We start from the raw sequence: 16,809 nt of genomic DNA, 5'->3' as shown, positions 1-16,809 counted from the left end.
GAGGAAGCATGTTTTGTGCACATTTATTGGGCTTCTGTGCTTATTGTTGATGCATTCATGCGGTTTCAACGTCTTCTTAATCGGGGAACTTCGATCTGTGACATCGATTGGAGTTCGCGTGCATATCGTGTGCCACGCAAATTGAGTTCGTTGGCGGCACGAAGAGCCCGCCGCAACTTCATAAAACCCGAGAGCATTTGGCCAGGTTCATTATGTGATGCGAGCGGCAATGTCGGAAACGACAGGTCTGCGGAGAGGTTCGACGACCTCTGCTTCACAGTTTTTGGCGGTGATGATTTGCGTCGGAGGGCGACATAAAACGAGCAGCATGTCCACGTTGTGTCATGGGCATGCTGCTCGTTTTGTCAGCCGGATTGAGAAAGCCGTGCTTGTAAGATGGCGACCGAGAAATGAATTTCTGGTACGGATCGTTCAGGAACTACGGTTTCGGCGGGAGCACGGGAAGCGGCGGTGTCAGGTTGCTAAGACGCTGGCCGGAGCGAGTCGCATCCGGGCGGAGCGATCCCATCACGGTTGTTAGTGCGGTGACTAACTGTGGTTCTTGAGCGGCGGCGAGAGCGTCCTTGATTTGGACAATGTCGGTCGGTCGCAGCAATAGACCGTGACGTTGGATGTGAAACGCCAATTGCCAAGCCGCCGACTCGCGGGTCTCTGCAGGATAGTTCGCACCTACAGCGACGTTATGCAACCGAGTTTGTGCCGACTCGCTACCAATCGAAGAAAGTGCCGAAATGGCATTTCGTGAGAGTCCCGGGTCTTCGATGGCATCGCTCAGGGCCGACTCGGCCGACTCGATCGGGAATACATTTGTCCGGCGACGATCGGCAATATCAGCCAACCAGAACGTTGCGGCACCGGAGTAACGGTTGCGTTCTTCCGGCGAAAGTGGCCGACCGGCGGTCGCATCCAAGAACGGACGAATTTGCATTTCGAGGAAATCCGTCGAGGCCGGTTCGACAATAAACTTCACTTGCGGGTAATGGTCAATGAGGTACTGCACATTGGCTTCGACACGTTCCGGTCCGTAGATCACGATGGGAAGCAACTCGGTTCGCGAGTCGGATCGGAAGTTGGCGACAAATTGCGAAAGTGGCCAGCGGGAGACATTCGCATTGACCACGACGAGTTCGATATCGTTCCGACTGGCGGCAATGCGGAAACCCTGTTGGCCGGTTGCGGCAGTGAATGGTCCGCCACTGAATCCGATTTCACTGAAACGCCCGGCCATGTCGATCGCCCGGCTTTCGTTCGGATCGACGACCAAGGCGGCTTTGGTGCCGTCATCGCGGAGGGACTGCGTGAGAACGCTGACCACGCGTGCGGAATGCTCGAATTGCTCGTGTGGATCGAGCCCCAAAATCGTTTCTGCAGCGGCAAAACGCACTCGGCGATCCGGCGAATACAGCGCCTTGATCAAAGGTGACGGTCCACCTACGGTGGCGAGGTCGTTTCGAGATGATAATTGACCGAGCAATGGCACAATTGCTTCCGCAGCAATCGCGTTGCCGGCGTTGAGGGCTTCGTGGAGTGCTTCGTTCAAGACGTCCATGCCAGCGGAGAGAGCCGTATTGGCGACAGTTCCGCGACCCTTCGGCAGCGGTTGTCCCGGGCCATTGCGGTAGGCTTCCGAACCGAGAGCCAACGCCAAATACAATCCCTGAACGTCACGATTTCTCGGCGACAGACGAACTGCATCATGAGCCAGTCGACTACCTTCGTACAACGAAGCCGCCTCGGTGGGCATGGGGATCGGCGTGACGGTGTTCTGTTGCGGGTCCCACGCCCAGATGGTGACGTCTGAATCTTCGGTGTATGTCGGCCACGGGTATTCGCCACGCAAGTGTCGTCGTGCGGTCTGTCGTAGATCGCTGCTGGCTTCGAAATCGTTGATGTCACTTGCCCGAGGACGGTCGAGTAACCGCTGTAATGCTCTTCGGGCGGCAGATTGCACGCCGGCCGGTTGATCGGAGCCAAACGCTGGATACCACAAATGCGGAATGCTCAATACGGAGTCGATATGCCCCATTGTCTCAATAATGGCAGAGCGAAGATCATCGTTGTCCGAGCTGAGTGCTCCGATCATCGGCGGAACCGCCTGCGGACCCATTTTGATCAGAGTCACCATTAAATAATCGCGTTCGTCACCCTGAGAAGCGGCGAGACGTTGAATCATCCGTGGAACGACATTCGGACCAGCATTGCGTAAGGCGGTCGTCGCTTCGGCACGCTTCTGAGAACTTTCGGACAGGTCGTCGATCAACCGGTCCACGCGTTTCGGGTCAGCCGCGTTCTTGCGGAAGACTTCGTTCACACGGTCTAGCAGTTCCGTACTTTCCGGGCGAAGGGCTTTATTGTTATCGAGATTTAGAAAGACTCCCGGCCCGAATTTCTCCCGCAGGTTCAGCAAAGTTGCATCATCGGGGTTCGTATCCAGAAACTGTTGCAGATAGCGGCGGGAAAGTTCTGGACGTCCCAGCCGAATCATGAGTCGAGCCGCCTCGAACGCGGCTTCCGGAGTTTCCGGTTCAATGAGCAACGGCGACGCTTCGGCATCGTCCGTCGTTTGTTGAGCAGCGAGTTCGAGGGGTTGAATCAGTACAACCGCTACAATCGGAATGGTCCAGACAAACCGAAAATTCATAGGCGGCATGCAATCAACTCCCAGAGATGTCATCAAGTGTGAGTGTCTAATTCTAGTCAGGTTTGGGGACGACAATCGAGAGTTTTTTCGCCACCTGCGGACGTAAAACCTCCTATCAATTTCGTATCGCCGATTATAACGACAGACTGTAACCGCGTTCTCCGCAGTCACATGACCGGAACGACCCGTGCGAGTTGCCAATTCCGCAGTCTAAACCGATTTCCGGTTTCTAGTGTCCATGACGGACACGAATTTGCTCTGTTCTCCAGCTTCCACAAGACTAAAGCCGCTCACGTCAACCAGAAACTGCTTTAAGACCCTGGGTACGAACGAGAGACAATGGGGAGTGGTTGAAATATCGATTGGATCGGTGCGGCCAGTTCCGTCGATACAGTTGACAATGCGTGCATAAACTTGCATGTCGTCGAAATCGCTTCGATGGGGCCAACGGTTCCGTGATGACACAGCTACAACGGAAAGTCTGATGGTCGAGACTTCGCAGCCAATCACGGTGTCGTCTGGTAAGTTCGTAATCTTGCTGTTTGCGACCGCGGTTCTTCTAAACTCCAAGACCGGAGTTTCGCAGACTCCTCCTGTGAATTCCGAACCGCAGCGTGTGGCGGCTCTCCCGACGGAAACCACAATCGATGACCTGATGCCATCACCAGTCATCGAGGACATGTCTCGGGCGGCGAATGAGGTCAAGCAGCCATCGACGGTCTTTGCGTCACCGAATCGGTTTCGTCCGTTTGTCGACGCCACTGCCGAATGGCTCCCGGCGAACGGTCCGGTTGGGATTGCGTCGTATGGAGCACAGGTCAAAGTGCCCACGTATCCCGTTTTTGGTCCGCCGCCACCGATGATTCAACTGGGGTATACCTGGACCGAGTTTCAATCGACCGATGAGTTCGAGCTTCCCAACAACGTGATGGATGTGGTCGTTGGTTCGTCTTGGGTGCGACGGTTAAACGATCGCTGGACGTTGCGAGTGATGTGTAATGTGGCGTTTGCGAGTGACGGTGATAACACGTCCAGCGATGCCTGGCAATTTCGTGGCGGCGCGTTTGCGCTCTATTCTCGCGATCCGGAATGGATCTGGACGCTAGGCGTCATTGCTTTAGGACGAAACGACTTGCCGGCGGTTCCTGCAGTCGGTCTGATTTGGCAACCACGCGACACCCTGAAAATTGATCTGATACTTCCACGTCCGAGAGTCAATGTTCTGCTGCTTGATGGAGGGGAACGTCAGTGCTGGGGATATTTCGGCGGCGGGTTCAGTGGAGGAACCTGGGCGTTCGAAGACACGAACGGGCGCCAAGATCAGTTGACGTACGGCGACTGGCGTGTTGTCCTTGGCTGGGAGTCGGTACCACGAGTCGAACCGGGAGTCCCGTTTCAACGGGGACGAAAACTCGGCTGCGAAGTTGGCTATTCTTTTGCGCGTGAGATCGAGTTCGAACGCGACTCTGCCACAATTTCACTCGACGATACCTTATTGCTACAAGCCAAACTCTCCTTCTAGACCGTGAAGGACAAGAAAAGCCTTGGTGTTTCGACCGCCAGACAAAACCTGTTAATCGGAAACACCGATTGCCCGGGATGGACTCACGTGCTTTCCTGGCACGCATGCCAAGCGGATTCGGTCAGAATGAAATCCATCGGGATGTCGTGAGGTTCTGTCGGCACCTCGGCAACGATCTGGCAATCAAAGGCGATGCCGACCAAGGTTGTTCGTTTCGGTAGGCTCGCCAGCAAACGATCGTAAAACCCCTGGCCGTGCCCCAGTCTTCCACCTTGACGGTCAAACGCTACTCCCGGAACGAAGACGACATCCAACTCGTCTTGGCAAGGACAACGCGACGGATCGTTTCGAAACTCATCCAATGGTTCGAGAATGCCGAACCGCCCGGGCTCTAATTCATCCCACGACGTGATCCATGTCAACGCAAGTTCCTGTCCCACACAGTAGGGCACCGCGACGCGTTGTTCTGCCTGCCAACAGGCCTCGATCAATCCCCGCGTGGAGACTTCGCTGCGGACATTGACATAGCACAGGATGGAACCGGTGCGTCGGTGGAGATCGGATTGAATCCAGCGGTTGCAGATCGCTTCGCTTCGCGTGTCTCGGTCGCTTAACTCCGAGCGTGCGGCGAGAATCTGTTTTCGCAGGCTGGCTTTGCGAGAGAACTGCGATTGATCGGGCACGAAGAATTCTACTGGTTTGCGGTTTCACGAGTGAGGTCGACCAGTCCCATAACGTCCGCCCGAGTGAAACCATCCCCAGCGAAGCTACACACTGACAGTTGCTAGTGCTTGTCGAATGGGGACATCATCGAGATAGTCGTTTAGCAACTGTTGGCATTCGTGGGCTTCAGCAACGCGATTGCTGACAAGGTACTGAGTGAATGTTTCCGGGTTTTCCTGTTGCCAGGCCAACAAGTTCGCCAAGACTTCATGAGAAATCAAGCCTCGGCGGATTGCGGTTTCGCCGAATCGTTCTTCGGTGACTTGTTGCTGATCGACAATCAGCCGGACTTCGGCATTCGTCAGACACCCATACTTCCGTGCGAGTTGCCCGATCAATTGATGTTGCGGCGGAATGGACTTTCGAACCTGTTCCACGATATCTGATTGAAGGTGATGACCTGCGACGAGCCAATGACTAAAACGGAGCAAATTGGTTTGCTCTAACAGAACTTGATCCGAACGCTCCATGAGATTGTAAAACTGTGCTTGATTTCGGCCGTTCGATTTCGCCTCGTACATGGCTTGATCGCTGGTTTCGATCAAGTGCTTGGTAAAGTTGTCGTCTTCGCGACCGGGGATTCCCAGTGTACAGCCCAAACTGACGGTCACGTGGACTTGGGTGCTGTCGTTTTCGAAGTGTTCGATTTCTACGGCACGTCTGAGACGCTCAGCTACGATACGAATTCCCTCAACACTGGGCATCATAATCAACGCGACAAACTCTTCGCCCCCATAACGAGCGAGAATGTCGGCTCCGCGAAGTGTCCTTTGCATGGTCCGTGCAACACGTTGCAACACGAGATCCCCGAATGCGTGACCATGAGTGTCGTTGAGATTTTTGAAGTGATCGATATCGATGAAAATCAGCCCGATCGGTTCAGCTAGCCGACTACAGCGGTCGGTTTCGCGTCGCAACGCATCCTCGAGATACGCCCGGTTATAGATCTTGGTGAGAGGGTCGTGCAGAATCTGTTTCTGCAGTTCCTCGTTGGTTTTCTTCAAACGCAGTGACTCTTTCGTCAGACGTTTGTGCTGTTCTTGAGTTTCGACGTGGCTGAGTCGTTCCTGAACCGCCAATTCCACGAGTTGTTCGTTCGCCATCACGAGCAACTCGCTCGGGTCGCGTAGGGCATCCGAGTCGACGTTGAACAACTCCGCAACTTCATCCAGCCGAGTTTTGATCTGGTCGAGCAGTTCTTGCAGCGTTTGACCGTGAAGTTCGTAAAAGGTCCCCGCCAATTCACGGACTCTTTCCAACGCCGGCCCTTGGTTCTCCATGCAATAATAGTCGCCGATCGCCGTCGCTGTCGCGACACACCGAATCAACGTCGTTGATGCCGCGTTCTCAAGGTCACGAAGTTCGGGCAGCGAGTGATGATGATGCCTTGTGGCTTCAATCAACACTTTAGGCAATTTCCAGTTCTGCATGAGCTTTGTGCCGATCTCGACGTGATCGAACCCCAAGTTCGCTCGTTCTTGATCAGCCAGCCAACTGCGGGAGTTAGCGGTCGCTTCCAGAGTCGAGACATATTCCGGACCAATCGTTTTCAACATGGCCAATCGACCGAGATCCGCTAGCAAACCCGCTAGGAAGAAGTCGAACTCTTTGGGGTTATGGAACTCTTGGCCAAGCACCTCCGCCGATATCGCCTGAACAACCGATTGCCGCCAATACGCTTGAAAATAGTCAGATAACTTGCCGATCGACATCGCTGCATCGACCAAGCTGAAACTCAACGCCAACGACGTGACCACTCGTGTGCCTAGTAGGGACACTGCTCGTTCGAGTGAATCGACTTCCTTCTTGAATCCGTAATACGACGAGTTCGTGACCTTCAGGATTTTCGCTGCGATCGCCGGGTCTGTCTTGATCACTTTCACGACCATCGACAACTCGGTTGAAGGGTTGTTCGAAAGTTCGAGCAGTTGAACAGCGACAGATGGCAGCGTTGGCAATTGGCTAGACGCCCAGATCTTCGCGGGATCGGTCATGAGGGATCGGCTTTCAGTCAACCGTGTCGTTTGTCTGCCTGCAAGGCTTCGGAAATGAATACGCTTCCGGCTGCCGAAAAGGCCAAACTCGCCCGGTGAAATGGAAACATCTATGGAGTGTGGGGAACGCTTACTTTAGGAGCATTAACCGCTCGGTGTTCGTGACGTGTCGTGCGAAACTCTTCCGCCCCGCTGGTAACGGAATGCGAGCGCATATGACTGCGAAAGAATTCCATCTTTCGGAAAGATAGGTCACGCTCAAGTCATCTTCATAAACCCCAGTTCGTGCTTTGCCGGTTTCCCAGGATTTTGAAGAATTCGGTACGGCTTGAATCGAATGTAGGGCTTCGTGTGCAATTTCAACCAGCTGCGGTGCGGGTAACCGTCTCGGTTGGGATTGCCGGTTTGATCTGGTTATGATGAGTCTCGACCAAAAGCCGAGATCCACATCCCTGAGTGATTTCGTCGCAACCTGCCGATTCACGCAGTTTTGGACTTCGGTCGATTGTCTCGAATTCATCTCATCGACGCACTCCGTTGGAGATTCTTCATGATACGAACGAGCCGCATTCTCTGTTGGCTGATGGTTCTGACAGCGTTCCCACCGATCGCATTCGCAGCCGATGCCCGACCAAACATCCTGTTCATCGCGATTGACGATCAAAACGATTGGATTGGCTGTCTCGACGGACATCCGCAGATCAAAACGCCGCACATCGACGGACTCGCCGACCGCGGCACCGTCTTCTTGAACGCGCACTGTCAAGCGCCGCTGTGTAACCCAAGTCGCACGAGTCTGATGACCGGTCGACGTCCATCCAGCACCGGGATTTATGGATTGGCACCGTGGTTTCGCCAAGTGGACGAACTCGAAGACATCGTTTCGCTGCCGCAGTATCTCCGGAAGCATGGCTACGAAACTTATACGACTGGAAAAATCTATCACGGCGGATACGGACGCAAAAAGAACGACGACGAATTCGATCACATTGGCCCGGCTGCCGGTGTCGGGGTGCGGCCGAAGCAGAAACTTGTCGAGACTCCCGCACCGCATCCGTTGGTCGATTGGGGCGTCTTCCCGCACAAGGACGAAGACAAAGGCGATTGGAAAGTCGCCAGCTGGGCGGTCGAGCAACTCGATGGTCCGCTCGCCAAACAAGCCGGGAAGTCCGATGCGAAACCGTTCTTCCTTTCCTGCGGTTTCTTCCTGCCGCACGTTCCCTGTTATGCCACGCAAAAGTGGTTTGACTTATATCCGGAAGACAAAGTTCAACTGCCGCCCACTGATTTCCAAGACCGCAGCGACACGCCCCGCTTCTCGTGGTATTTGCATTGGCAACTCCCCGAACCCCGCTTGAAGTTCCTTCGTGAATCGGGTGAATGGACCAACCTTGTGCGGTCGTATTTGGCGTGCACAAGTTTTGTCGATAGCCAAGTCGGTCGGGTGCTAGATGCTCTGGAACGTAGCGGTCACCGGGAGAACACGATTGTCGTGTTGTGGTCCGATCATGGCTGGCATCTCGGCGAGAAAGCTATCACGGGCAAGAATACGCTATGGGATCGCTCGACCCGCGTGCCTTTGATTTTCGCCGGTCCCGGAACCACCGCCGGACAACGTTGTACACGACCAGCGGAATTGCTCGACATGTATCCGACGCTGCTCGATCTCTGTGGGCTTCCCGAGAACAACACGCTCGAAGGTCACAGCTTGATGCCGCTTCTCAAGGATGCCAAAGCCACCCGGGAATGGCCTGCGATCACCACGCATAACCAAGGCAATCACGGCATACGCAGCGAACGGTGGCGGTACATTCGTTATGCGGATGGTTCCGAAGAACTGTACGACATGCAAGTCGACCCCAACGAATGGCGAAATCTCGCGAGTGACAAACAGTATGCCGATGTCCTCGCAGAGCATCGCAAATGGTTGCCCAAAAAAGACGTGCTGCCTGCCCCCGGGAGTCAGCACCGAGTGCTGACATACATTGATGGGCAAGTCAATTGGGAAGGCAAAGACGTCGCCCCAACCGATCCCATTCCGGAACTCGAAGACTAGCAGGTGATTTTGTCGAGCGCGTAACGACGCACCCGACGATCCTCATACGGAGCGTGGAAGATGGCAACAGATCTGCACGTCGGCTGCCTGATCGTTGCCATCTTCGATCTGTCATTCTCCATCCTCAAGTCCGAACGAAGTTGACATGCAACGATACACACTCGCGTTCGTCATCATCCTGACCACCGTCAGCACAACATTCGCCGAGCGACCGAATGTGCTCTTCATTGCGGCGGACGACTTGCGGAATGATCTTGCATGTTTAGGGCATCCAGAAGTCCAGTCGCCGCACCTCGATGCCCTGGCCGAACGCGGGCGACTGTTCACGCAGGCGTACTGTCAGCAAGCGGTGTGCAATCCCTCGCGGGCTTCGTTGATGACCGGTCGTCGCCCCGACACGCTGGAGATTTGGGACCTGCCCACGCACTTCCGTTCGAAAATGCCGAACGTCGTCACACTCCCCGAGCATTTCAAAAACAACGGCTATTTCACGCAGAACATCGGCAAGATTTATCACAATTGGATTCACGAACTCAAAGGCGACCCGCAATCGTGGAGCGTGCCCGCCGTGATGCACTTTGCGAATCATGGGTCTGATAAACCCCAAGTCGAAGGCGAACTGCCACCGAATCACGCCTCCGACTTGAAATGCGAATGCCGAGACGTGCCCGACGATGCCTACTTTGACGGTCGCATTGCGACACTCGCCATCGAGGCCCTCCAAGACCGCAAAGCAGCCGACGAACCATTCTTCTTAGCCGTAGGTTTCTGGAAACCGCATTCGCCGTTCAATGCGCCGAAGAAGTACTGGGATTTGTACGATCGCTCGAAACTCTCGCCACCCGCGAACCCCGAATGGCCCCAAGACGCCCCGCGAATCGCTTGGCACAATAGCCGGGAGATTCTTGGCCGTCCGCCAAAGAATCGAGAACTCTCTCCAGAAGCCATCATGGAAATTCGCCACGGCTATCTGGCGGCCATTAGTTATATGGACGCGCAAATTGGTCGTGTTCTTGCGGAGTTGAAACGACTCAAACTCGATGACAATACAATTGTCGTGTTCTGGTCCGATCACGGTTATCATCTTGGCGAACAGACATTGTGGGCGAAGACGTCAAACTTTGAACTCGACGCTCGTGTGCCGCTCATCATTAGCGTGCCAGACATGAATCAACCCGGCATCAAAACTGATTCGCTCGCCGAGTTGCTAGACATGTATCCGACACTTGCCGAACTATGCGATTTGCCAAAACCGATCGGTGAGGGAACGAGCCTCGTGCCGATTCTCAATGATCCCGCCGCAAACGTGCAACCCGCTGCATACACCCAACACCCCAGGCCGGCCTACTATAAAGACGAACCCGAAGTCATGGGCCGGTCCCTGAGAACAAAACGGTACCGTTACACCGAATGGCGAAATCATAAGACGAACAAAGTCGTTGCTACCGAACTTTACGACCATCAAACCGACCCACTCGAAACCAAAAACATAGCCGCCGATCCGAAACTAGCAGACGTGCTAACGCGATGTCGAAAGTTATACGAACGTGGTTATGCAACTCACTAAACTCGTAGGGTGCGTCGCAACACACCTTTCTATAGATACACTCGATTCGATTAAGGAAACGATTCCGTGAGATCACTTCTGCTTTGCGTCTGTTTACTAGTGTCGGTGACAACCGCATCTGTCGCCGAGGATGCACCTCGTCCAAACATCATGGTGTTCTTAGTCGATGACATGGGCGTGATGGATACGTCAGTCCCATTCTTGACAGACGAGAATGGAAAGCCAAAGCGGTATCCACTCAATGACTATTATCGCACACCAAGTATGCAACGACTGGCGGAGCAGGGGATTCGCTTTAATAACTTCTATGCCATGAGTGTGTGCTCGCCGACGCGGTGTTCCATTATGACCGGGCAGAATGCGGCTCGGCATCATGTGACGAATTGGATCAATCCGGATCGAAACAACAAAGGCCCCTATGGTCCGCCGGAATGGAATTGGGAAGGCTTGAAGCCGGGTGATGTCACATTGCCAAGCGAACTCGCAAAGAACGGCTATCACACGATTCACGTCGGCAAAGGTCACTTTGGAGCAAGAGAATTTCCGGGAGCCGACCCCGCAAATCTGGGGTTTGACGTGAATGTGGCTGGGGCATCGTTCGGAGCGCCGGGAAGTTACTATGCCGAGAAAAATTACGGTCACGGCCAAAAACGTCGTTCCCATCATGCGGTGCCGCACTTAGATAAGTATCACGGTTCTGAAACTTTCTTGACCGAAGCCATCACGATTGAAGCTAAGTCCCGCGTGTCTGATGCAGTCAAAGCTGGAAAGCCGTTTTATCTCTATATGGCTCACTATGCAGTGCATGCCCCGTTTGAGTCCGACCCGCGGTTTGCCGATCACTACAAAGACTCTGGCAAACCGGCCAATGCTCAGGCTTTCGCAACTCTCATTGAAGGCATGGATAAGTCACTCGGGGACTTGCTAGATCACTTTGAATCGCTCGGTGTGGCTGAGAATACTCTCGTCTTCTTCCTCGGTGACAATGGCAGCGATGCACCACTCGGCGGGCCGCATGAGGTAGCATGTGCGGCTCCGTTACGTGGAAAGAAGGGCTCACACTACGAGGGTGGCATGCGAGTCCCCTTGATTGCAGCTTGGGCTAAACGAAACGGTCAGAATCCGAACCAAACCCAGCTAGCAATTCCGGCGAACGTCATTCAATCTCAACCCGCCGCCGTGATCGATTTGTTTCCGACAATTCTGACGATGACAGGCACCGAAGCGCCCGCAAATCATCCTGTTGATGGTTCTAGTCTACAGACGTTGTTGCTCGGGAAGTCTGATAAGACTCGATCGCCAACATTCCTAATGCACTATCCACACTCTCCCCATCGGAGTGACTACTTTACGTGCTATCGTGATGGGGATTGGAAAGTGATTTATCACTATCGTCCATCAAAGGCTTCGGATGATTCACACTACCAGTTGTATAACTTGGCGAGTGATCCGTTTGAACAAAACAATCTTGCCGAGTCCAATCCGAAGCAACTGAAGAAAATGATGCAAAAACTCGTTGCTAGTCTCGATACGCACGACGCGCTCATGCCCGTTACGACACAGGATGGGACTGAGGCACTCAAACCACAGCTTCCCTAAGGTTCACGGACTTGTATCAACCGGCGTGATTATCAGCCAGTTGATACATGTGTTCGATCCACCCTTCGGAGTTCCAATCGTCACCGTCAGTCGGCCATCATTGACGGTGACGTTTTCGAGAGTGAACTCCCGATAATGCCCCGCTTCGGTGTCGATTGACTTGGCGACGGACTCGGTTTCGATCGTGAGGTGTTGGCCGTGTTGCTCATGTCCCGAATCTCCGAGACAAACTCGCACGGTATAGGTTCCATTCGGAACGGCACATTCCCAGGTATCCTGCTCGCGTGTGAAAACAAAGCCGTCACGTAACGGTTCGCTATCGACATTTCGCAGTCGCGTGTTTTTCGTCAAATCACGTTGCCAACCGTAACCAACATCGTCAGAGAATCGGCCACCGACGTCTGGCGTGAACCCGATGGCTCGCGGGCTGTTGGCAGCGGTGAAATTGAAGGCTCTTGTGTCCGTTGATTGCTGTGGTTGTTCGTCCGGTAGACCGTCTCGGTCTGGTTCGACTTCCCAGGACACTTCGCCAGGAGTGAAGGGCAAGGCATCCTGCGAATCCGGCAAACCGTCGCCGTCTGCATCCTTATCGGAGACCCGGTTTCGTTTCGGGATCGGTTGGGTCTGAATCGCCTTCCAAACTTGCTTAGCAATTAACCGGCGTCTTTCCGTTCTGGTCACGATGATCGGCGGCGGTTCGTAGCCGGCTTTTCGAACGGTCGTCAATAACGCGTTAATCCATTCGGGCGTTGCCGGTTCGTCGGGATGAAATGCGGTATCCGACGGCCCCATCGGTAGCACCCGACGCAAAGCGAGATGTTGAACTGTCGCGAAATCGGGGTCGAATGGATCGAGATCTGCAAAGGGCCAAACGGCAAGCGGTGCGCCTGTAGGTGGTTCGAGTAACCCCTGCCAAACCTCGGCAAGTTTCTCGGTGTCGAAGGCAATCGCTTCCGGGGCGATGGCATGTCGCAAGCTCACGGCAGCAACCGCACCACTGGCTTGACCAGCATGAATGGATTGATCGTGCAATCGGCAGGACGAACTCACGATGCTTGTATAACCCAAGTTTTTCTGCGCTCCCAGTAGCCCTTGCGTGTCCTGTGGGACGAGTGCTCGGAGCGGAAACACACATCGGCCGGTGCCGCCGCGACCGAATCGTCGATTGCCCCGAAACGACGCTTCCCACGGACCGGCGGCATCTTGGTCAGTGGTCCAGGCACGCTGGGTGGGATGGAAATCGAGTTCAAACTGCCAAGAAAATACCGCATCGGGGAACATTGTGGTCGCGTAATTCGATCGGCTACCAAACCCAAGGACTTCCGACTCTTTGACGATGTGTTTGCCGACGAGTCGCAGACTCTCACGGATATACGGCTTCGGTGGCAATCGATCCGGTGTGCCAAACTCATCACTCAACGCCATCGTGCGAAACTTGGGGAACCGCTGTTGCAAGTGATAGAGAAACTTCAGCGAATGACGGCGGGCATCTCGAAAAACAATCTCCCGTTGTTGCGGTGTCATCGCGACCAGATTCTTTTTCGACGCTCCCGCTTCGGTCGCTTCCAATGCGGTGGCGACATCCGCCGGGTAGACATCCAGCGGGTAATCAATCGGCGGCGTGTTGATCAGCAACACGTCGGGGTGATCGATCTCTTCGTACCCTTGTCCATCAACGAGCCGCCGCGTCGTGTAGGCGAATTTCTCATCGATCCAACCCCAACGTCCGGTGAAGTAACGCGGATCGTAGCCGTCGGGTTTGGGAACCAGTGTCTCATGGGGCTGTTGTTCGACGATCATACACCAAGTGATCGGGTTCAGATCGGTCGCTGGCTCGCCGGATTCTGGGGCACTCGGTTCATTGAACTCGGATTTCGCATCCATTCCCGCGTCCCAAGCTGCTCCTGAACCCTGGATGACATCACCCCAATCGCTGGCATCGATCGTCATTCCCGCACGTACGATAAGTGTCGCCTCATCGCTGGGCGATACAAATTTAACGCCAACCACTCGGCGATCGTTCATCATGACCGAATTAACTTGGTAACTCGAAAACCGTTGAATCTGACCGGTTTTCTCGTAGGGAGCCAGTAACTCACGGAAGACTTGCTCCGAGACCACCGGGCGACTGGTTGTGATGACACGCGTATTGCCGGGGCGACGCACACCACCGTAGAGGGCTGCGTTTGTCTCTTCGATTGCATCGATCACATCGCGAAAGATGCCGGAGCGGGGGATGGGCACGGAGCCGTCGTAACCGTGGGCACGGTTCTCGTCGATTGCGCCCAATGCTTCGACACTGAATTGTCCACCGAGCCATTCAATGTCGTTGACGAGCACGATTTTAGCCACGCCCATCCGGGCCGCCTGCACCGCCGCCGCACACCCGGACTCCGTCCCGCCCACAACCAACAAATCCGCTTCAACCACGCGTTCTGCAGATGCGGCATTCAGACACCAACTGACACCGCACAGAAACGACACGCACCGCAGAAGAGCCCTGTTCATCACGTACCTACCATTCCGTCTGAGCGCAAGACGCGAAGCTGTATGATCACCAAACTTCGCATCATGCGGCGAACGCCCCATGTGATTCAAGCCCGCGAGAATCATCAGGGCAAAACTTGACGAACCCGGAGCCGTGCGATAGCGTAGAGTCCTTGACGGAATACGCGGGTGTAGCTCAATGGTAGAGCGTTGGCTTCCCAAGCCAAATGTGAGGGTTCGATTCCCTTCACCCGCTTTTCTTCAGCAACGTTTGGGTTACGTCACTCGTCTTCTTGCCGACTGGCGAAATAGTTTGCAACTTCGGCAATCATTTCAGGCTTTTCTCTCCGAGCCGATTCCGACCACGTGAGCGGACCTTCTTCTGTACTGATGTCGGTAGCAGGGTTGTACTTTCCGCGGTGAAGGATCTGATAGCGATCGACATATCGTCGTCGTTGGCGGGTTCCGTGATACAAATGGACTGCATCGCCCGGCACATAGCCGATCTTTCCCTGGACTCGTGGCGTTTGTCGCCGAGCGTAATCGTGCAGCCAGTCACTCTCGAGTGCCGCATAACTTTGGGCCTGCCCAACTTTCCCTTGCCAAGCATGCACAAGGATGGAATCGCCACCGCCGAGCACATGACGATCGTAAAGTCCATCGGCTACAGCTTCCCGACGGGCCGCCCAAGCACCACCGGGACGTCCGTATTTTCCTTTCAGGGCCGGGGTGTTCAACACGTGACCAATTCCGCTGCGAGGTGGGTCGATCAGGTGCCCGTTTCCATCAGTGTCGATCACGCGGCTGAACAGCTGAACGACCGGCGTCTCCGATAGTTTGGTCAAGGCAATCTTCGACCAATTCGGATTGACGAACAGCAAGTCGGCATCGATCCAAGCCACCGCGTCGTAATGCTCGGGTAACGTACTGAAGCCTAAGTTGATCAGCCGCTCTTTCTGCCACAGGATACCGTGTTCCGACGAGACTCGATGACGAAGGTGTCGCGACGGCGCTATGTAAGAAGCGAGCTGGAACGGCTGATCGTCAAACGCCAACTCCACAGCGTAAAGATCCAGATCAGCCGCCGCTATTCCTGCCGCAAATCGGACAAAATTCTGGATCGGACGCGAATATCCACAAGGGTTAAAGTGGCAAGTCACGATGGCCATCGACCGAATCGGTTTCTGAGATGTGTTCATTTGAAATCTTTTCACAGCCAGTGCAGTGTGTTGGATCGTGGAACCCAGCTTCGGCGTAGCATTTCTCACGCTGTCAGCCAGGCTTTTCAATGAACCGACCGCACGTTGCGCAGCGGCACATCCGTCATTCCCACCGCAAGGAGAGCTGTGAATCCTGCGCATCATGTGTCTCGAAGACGGCATTTTCGCCCAAGTCGATTTTGAAGCCTCTCCGAACGTTTGCATTCGCAGCCGGATTCGCTAACATTGCTCGAACCAGCCGGAGTGGCGGAATTGGCAGACGCGCTGGATTCAAAATCCAGTATGGGTAAACCATGTGGGGGTTCGAGTCCCCCCTCCGGTACTTTGTGATCAATGGACTTACGTCAAATCGACGTGAGTCCTTTTTTCGTGATGTTGTTGGTTTGGTAACAAATTGGTAACAGTATTGCCCACCTATTGCTCCGGTATTGCTGGTGGTCGAAGTGCGATATTCAGCGTTCAAGACAGGAATTTTCCCCGCTATCCGTTAAGTGCAGAAGCTTGACTCCCCTCGCGGCTTATGGTCTACTATTGAACAGTTCCGATCGTTCGGGAGAGGCTGGACCATGAACACAGCAACGCGCCAACCCACGCACCTCGGTCTGTTCTGCTTGAAGCACTCCGGTTGCGGGTCAAAGATGTCGACTTTGCCCAAGGCGAATTGCTCATTCGCGAGGCGAAAGGAAACAAGGACCGCCGGACGATGCTTCCACAAGCGGCCCATGAAGGACTGCGTTCGCAAATCGAAATCTCCCGAGGTTACCACAATGACGATCTTCAGCACGGTTTCGGCAGTGTCGAATTACCGTATGCCTTAGAACGGAAGTCCCCTGGAGCAGCCTTCGAATTCCGCTGGAAATACGTTTTTCCTGCATCTGGAATCAGCCGTGACCCCAGAACGGGAGTTCGCCGCCGTCATCATTTGCATGAGTCGTCGGTTTCCAAGGCAATTCGCACCGCAGCCCGCCAGAGCGATATC

General features: G+C 54.5%; 10 protein-coding genes and 2 tRNA genes. 7 read left to right on the top strand and 5 right to left on the bottom strand.

What is annotated here, in order from left to right:
• Positions 1 to 439 precede the first annotated feature (439 nt).
• Positions 440 to 2,671, bottom strand: coding sequence for a hypothetical protein (locus AC5DDB_RS19285; protein ID WP_491741389.1), 2,232 nt, complete (start codon positions 2,669 to 2,671; stop codon positions 440 to 442).
• A 475-nt stretch (positions 2,672 to 3,146) separates the two neighbouring features.
• Here AC5DDB_RS19285 and AC5DDB_RS19280 point away from each other — a divergent pair, with 475 nt between their 5' ends.
• Positions 3,147 to 4,184, top strand: coding sequence for a DUF6268 family outer membrane beta-barrel protein (locus AC5DDB_RS19280; protein WP_491741388.1), 1,038 nt, complete (start codon positions 3,147 to 3,149; stop codon positions 4,182 to 4,184).
• Between the two features lie 83 nt (positions 4,185 to 4,267).
• Here AC5DDB_RS19280 and AC5DDB_RS19275 read toward each other — a convergent pair whose 3' ends face one another.
• Together AC5DDB_RS19275 and AC5DDB_RS19270 are read right to left on the bottom strand one after the other, a co-directional pair.
• The gene (locus AC5DDB_RS19275) at positions 4,268 to 4,867 is read right to left on the bottom strand and encodes a 5-formyltetrahydrofolate cyclo-ligase (protein WP_491741387.1); all 600 of its coding nucleotides are present in this window, start codon (positions 4,865 to 4,867) and stop codon (positions 4,268 to 4,270) included.
• Positions 4,868 to 4,951: 84 nt separating this feature from the next.
• Entirely contained in the window at positions 4,952 to 6,901 is a 1,950-nt protein-coding gene (locus AC5DDB_RS19270) for an HDOD domain-containing protein (RefSeq protein WP_491741386.1), read from the bottom strand.
• Positions 6,902 to 7,451: 550 nt separating this feature from the next.
• On the opposite strand from AC5DDB_RS19270, the gene AC5DDB_RS19265 reads away from it, so the two are divergent.
• The 3 genes from AC5DDB_RS19265 to AC5DDB_RS19255 all read left to right on the top strand — a co-directional run bounded on the left by AC5DDB_RS19265 (position 7,452) and on the right by AC5DDB_RS19255 (position 12,123).
• Entirely contained in the window at positions 7,452 to 8,957 is a 1,506-nt protein-coding gene (locus AC5DDB_RS19265) for a sulfatase (RefSeq protein WP_491741385.1), read from the top strand.
• Between the two features lie 145 nt (positions 8,958 to 9,102).
• The gene (locus AC5DDB_RS19260; RefSeq protein WP_491741384.1) at positions 9,103 to 10,524 is read left to right on the top strand and encodes a sulfatase; all 1,422 of its coding nucleotides are present in this window, start codon (positions 9,103 to 9,105) and stop codon (positions 10,522 to 10,524) included.
• A gap of 66 nt (positions 10,525 to 10,590) precedes the next feature.
• Positions 10,591 to 12,123 (top strand): sulfatase, encoded by a 1,533-nt coding sequence (locus AC5DDB_RS19255; protein ID WP_491741383.1) that lies wholly within the window; start codon positions 10,591 to 10,593, stop codon positions 12,121 to 12,123.
• 3 nt (positions 12,124 to 12,126) lie between these two features.
• Here AC5DDB_RS19255 and AC5DDB_RS19250 read toward each other — a convergent pair whose 3' ends face one another.
• Positions 12,127 to 14,631, bottom strand: coding sequence for an FAD-dependent oxidoreductase (locus tag AC5DDB_RS19250; protein WP_491741382.1), 2,505 nt, complete (start codon positions 14,629 to 14,631; stop codon positions 12,127 to 12,129).
• Positions 14,632 to 14,795: 164 nt separating this feature from the next.
• Here AC5DDB_RS19250 and AC5DDB_RS19245 point away from each other — a divergent pair.
• A tRNA-Gly gene (locus tag AC5DDB_RS19245) sits at positions 14,796 to 14,866 on the top strand.
• Between the two features lie 25 nt (positions 14,867 to 14,891).
• Here AC5DDB_RS19245 and AC5DDB_RS19240 read toward each other — a convergent pair.
• Positions 14,892 to 15,809 (bottom strand): hypothetical protein, encoded by a 918-nt coding sequence (locus AC5DDB_RS19240; protein ID WP_491741381.1) that lies wholly within the window; start codon positions 15,807 to 15,809, stop codon positions 14,892 to 14,894.
• A gap of 258 nt (positions 15,810 to 16,067) precedes the next feature.
• On the opposite strand from AC5DDB_RS19240, the gene AC5DDB_RS19235 reads away from it, so the two are divergent.
• A tRNA-Leu gene (locus AC5DDB_RS19235) sits at positions 16,068 to 16,152 on the top strand.
• A gap of 303 nt (positions 16,153 to 16,455) precedes the next feature.
• Positions 16,456 to 16,809, top strand: a 354-nt coding sequence (locus tag AC5DDB_RS19230) for a tyrosine-type recombinase/integrase (protein WP_491741380.1), incomplete at its 3' end; no start/stop codon positions are given.

The organism is Thalassoroseus sp. (assembly GCF_984380535.1).
The sequence above is the reverse complement of the archived record's forward strand: the minus strand, read 5'-3'. Positions and strand labels throughout refer to the sequence as shown.